Genomic DNA, 4,187 nt, shown 5'->3' with positions numbered 1-4,187 from the left:
TGTCGATTCCCTAGTTCGGTGAACAGCACCGCACGGATTTCCGCGATTTTACGGGCACGAGATTCCCTAAGATCGGTGGATTTTTACCCGAGATCGGTGGACAATGTTCATCGCGATTCGTCCAGCTGGGGAAGTCGTGATGGTGCGTCAGAGGGCAGACCTTCACGGTGTTGCAGAACCGGCATGGAGCCGGGCAGCTGAGCGCGAACCTGTTATCAGGAATCTGGCCGCAATGGCCCGCATTCCCGACGCCGATCTGCGACTGGCAATGGATGAACTTTCGCTGGGTCGAACTCGCCTCTATGCTCTCGTGAAGCAATATCGCACCCGCTCAGTGGCTAGCAGTCTCGTCGATAGCCGGCCCGGACCAACCTGCGGATTTTCCCGGCTTGGCCCTGAAGTCGACGCTCTGATCAATGGGATGATCGAGAGTTTTTTCCTAACCGACCAGCAGCCCAACATCAGCGATCTGTGGCGAAAAATTGCCCATGAATGTGCGGCCCGCGGCGTAAGCAAGCCGTCACGTCATGCGGTCGAGGTGCGCGTCATGCGCCTTCGCCGCGCGCATGTTATTCGGAGACGGAAGGGACGCAAGGCAGCGGACGATGGATTTCGCCCGGTGCGAGCCCACTATGGTGCTGAACATGCTCTGCAGATTGTCCAGATTGATCACACGCTGGTTGATCAGATTGTCGTCGATGAACGGAACAGGCTTCCACTGGGAAGGCCATGGCTGACGATCGCGGTTGATGTCGCGAGCCGTGTCGTAACCGGCTTTTATCTGACGATGGATTCGCCGTCGGCCACCTCGGTTGCCATGGCATTGCGTCACGCCGTGCTTCCCAAGAAAGCCTGGCTTGAGGAGCGCAGCATAGACGTTTCTTGGGAGGTTTCAGGCATTCCCGATTGCCTCCACATGGACAATGCGCGCGAATTTCACTCGCGCGCTTTGGCTCGTGGCTGTACCGAGCACGGCATCGAGCAGATCTTTCGACCGCCGGCCACGCCCCATTATGGCGGGCATATCGAACGACTGATCGGCACGATGATGGGCGCCGTGCATTTGCTTCCAGGGACAACCTTTTCAAACATAGCGGAAAAAGGCGATTATGACCCAGAGCGTCACGCTGCCATGACGCTTGCCGAACTGGAGAGCTGGATCGCCCTACAGATTGCGGGCGTCTATCATTGCAGCCTGCATTCCGCGCTTCAACTCACGCCCGCGAGCGCGTGGGAGAGGGCGGTGCAGCGCCAACCGGACCCAATCCGCCATCCCGCGGACTTCGATCAGTTTCTCCTCGACTTTCTGCCATTCGAAATGCGGAAAGTCAGGCGCGATGGCGTTCGGCTGTTCCACATCCGCTATTGGGACAATGTCCTTTCATCCTGGGTGGGGGAGGGACTCCAAATGCTCATCAAATATGACCCGCGGAACCTCTCCTGCGTCTTCCTGCAGGCGCCGGATGGCCAACATCTGCCGATTCCCTATGCCGATCTTTCGCGACCCGCGATCAGTCATTGGGAACAAAAGCGCGCTTTGGCCGAGTTGCACGAAGAAGGGCGGCGATCGGTTGATGAGGGGCAGATTTTCGCGTCTATCGAAGCGCAGCGTGCCATCGTAGCGATGGCAACTGCACGCACCAAGACGGCGCGGAAAGCGGCGAGACGTATGCCGCGGGACGATGCGCCCATTATCACGACAACCAAAGCGCCTGCTGACCTGGTCGACCGGCAGGCGCCTTTGACCAGCGATCCTTACCTGCCTTACCCCATGGAGAACTGGTCGTGACAGACGAGCTTACCCATCTCCACCCGGATTTCCGCGCCAATGCTCTGGTATCAGATGAGAAACGGATCGCATGGATTCGGACGGAACGCTGGGTGGGCTTCCCGAAGGCGGCGGCAATCGTGCAGCGCCTCGAAGCGCTCCTTGCCTATCCCAAGCGACCGCGTATGCCGTGCCTGCTGGTCTATGGACGCAGCGGCATGGGCAAATCGATGGCGATCGCCCGATTTTGCAACGCCCATCCTCCGACCTTCAACGAGACCGAAGGCAGCACGACCATGCCCGTTGTAGCCTTCCAGATGCCCAGAGAGCCGCTGGAACAGGATTTCTACGAGCAGATGCTGCGCGCCATGGGCGTCCCGGTTCGGGGCGGCATGACCAAACGGGACGCCGAGCGCCTGTGCCTCCGGCTTTTGGGCGAATTGGATACCCGGGTTCTCATTATCGATGAGATGAACAATCTCCTGGCTGGGACGTCGCGCCAGCAACGGCTGTTTCTCAACCTCATCCGCTTCATGACCAATGAGCTTGCCTTGCCGATCGTCTGTGCCGGCACGCCCGAAGCGCACCGCGCGCTGCTGTTCGATCAGCATCTCGCGGACCGGTTCGATGCGCTCGAGCTGTCTCCGTGGCGGGACGACGAGAGTTTCGTTTTCCTGTTGCGTTGCCTCGGTTCGACGCGCCCGCTGCGCCATGCCTCTGATCTGGAGAGCCGTGGGGTGAGACGGCGACTCATGGATCTAAGCGGAGGGATTACCGGACGAATATTCCGATTGGTCGAGGAGGCGGCGGTCGCGGCCGTCTTGAGCGGCCGCGAATTCATGGACGAGGAAACCTTTGCCGACGAACTGCTCGTACCTCCGCTGGCGTCGATGCAGCGCCACGGTCGAGCGAGGCATATACCGGTGGCCGGATAGCGCGAGATCGTGGCCGGCCTACAGGCGAAACAAAGTCTGGCGTTGCCGTTCGCGCCACGACCATGCCCGGATGAAATCATGTCATCCTGGCTTTCGCGCGTGGCTTGCCGATATGACTGTGAACCGGAACCACTGTTCACATTGTTGCTGTCGTCCAAGCAGGAAGCGGAGTGGAGTGATGGCGCAGCCATCGATTGGGGAATGTCGCTTCCCCATCAACTCTGTATTGCTGAAGCAACCCATCTTCATTCTACCGTCGTTGCATCCTGTGACGCGGCGCAGCGTTTTCCTCTTGTACCAGTATTCTGGTTTAGCTGGCCCAACTGTCTCGCCGTTGCCGGTGACGGCGAACCACGGGCATCGCAGTTCGCATGGGCGTGGTGTCCCGACTGCCTGACGGAGAGCCATAAGCAGACCGGTCAGGACTTCCTCCGGATGGAATGGTGCTTTGCCCCTGTAACCCTATGTGCGCGTCACCAACGGCCGCTTCTCAATCATTGCCTATGCGGTTCCCGTGAGCGACCTGTTCATGTCGCGAGTGGTAAGGAAAGCCGGCTTTGCTGCAGCCAATGCGGACTCCTCCTGGCTGGACAGGGGAGGCGGCGGTCGAGGCAAGAGCCGCTGCGGACATTCGCTGCCGCGAGTGTCCAGCTTTCCTTCGAACAGGATTTAATGGCGGCGCTATCCGGGCAGCCGGTGGGCGTCAGGTGGTGCGGCGCGGCCAAGCCGGCTGAATTGCTGGCTGCGGTCAGCGACATTGCCGATGTTCTTTGCGCGGCGTCCGGTCATAGGGGCGACGTTCCGCTCGATGCCTTTGATACATGCTCCCATTATCGACCCCGGCTCCATCTTCCGAACGTGCACCACAAACTGTGCGGCCTCTCAGCCGATTGGCGCAGACAGGTCATCGCGGCGGTTCTGGCGGTGATTGGGGACGCAAATGTCTGCGCCGTTATGGCGAGTGATCAACGCCTGGAAGAAAGACCGATCCTCGAAGAATTTCGGCAATGGAGCGGGTCACTGGAATGGCTGATCCATTTCATCCGCCCAGCCTATCGGCATGGATTGTATCGGCGAGCAACGCATTGGCCACCGCGGCTGCGCGCCCGATATCGCGCTGGGGTCACAGGCCTGTACTGAAGCAAAAACCGGTTTTCAGTCAGGCGGCACTTTCATCTATCTGCTGGACAGTTGAATTTCAGTGATCAGGCGCTGTGTCGAATTCACCGGTCACGCTCTTACGCTATGGCCGGAAACCGGGAGTTCGTGGTAATGTAGCAGTGCGAGTCCTCTCATGAATAAAGGAACAGCAGGCCAGACGAGTCCACCGATCTCAGGGAAATATCCACCGATCTTGGGTAATTTTTGTCCAGTGATCTCGGGTAAATCAATCTCGAAACAGTCGGAGTCCACCGATCTTCGGGAATCGACATCGGGACTGATATTCTTATAAGATATTGATATTTAACATAATTCTTATTATC

The 4,187-nt window shown here is 58.7% G+C and carries 3 protein-coding genes; all 3 read left to right on the top strand.

Annotated elements, in window-relative coordinates:
* The first annotated feature begins 103 nt into the window (after positions 1–103).
* From F7P65_RS21705 to F7P65_RS22675, 3 genes are read left to right on the top strand one after another with little or no spacing between them, the layout of a single operon-like run.
* Positions 104–1,789 (top strand): Mu transposase C-terminal domain-containing protein, encoded by a 1,686-nt coding sequence (locus F7P65_RS21705; RefSeq protein ID WP_128830731.1) that lies wholly within the window; start codon positions 104–106, stop codon positions 1,787–1,789.
* On the top strand, positions 1,786–2,703 hold the full coding sequence (locus tag F7P65_RS21700; protein ID WP_025548959.1) for a TniB family NTP-binding protein: 918 nt from the start codon (positions 1,786–1,788) through the stop codon (positions 2,701–2,703). The genes F7P65_RS21705 and F7P65_RS21700 overlap by 4 nt, the downstream gene beginning before the upstream one ends.
* A gap of 9 nt (positions 2,704–2,712) precedes the next feature.
* Entirely contained in the window at positions 2,713–3,843 is a 1,131-nt protein-coding gene (locus tag F7P65_RS22675; protein ID WP_128830732.1) for a TniQ family protein, read from the top strand.
* Positions 3,844–4,187: the final 344 nt, after the last annotated feature.

It is taken from the genome of Sphingobium estronivorans (assembly GCF_008692605.1).
In the GTDB taxonomy this organism is placed as follows: domain Bacteria; phylum Pseudomonadota; class Alphaproteobacteria; order Sphingomonadales; family Sphingomonadaceae; genus Sphingobium; species Sphingobium estronivorans.
The sequence above is the reverse complement of the archived record's forward strand: the minus strand, read 5'-3'. Positions and strand labels throughout refer to the sequence as shown.

Bases quoted from the DNA above. Each gene is read 5' to 3' on its own strand.
- F7P65_RS21705 (WP_128830731.1), top strand. From the start codon at position 104: ATGTTCATCGCGATTCGTCCAGCTGGGGAAGTCGTGATGGTGCGTCAG.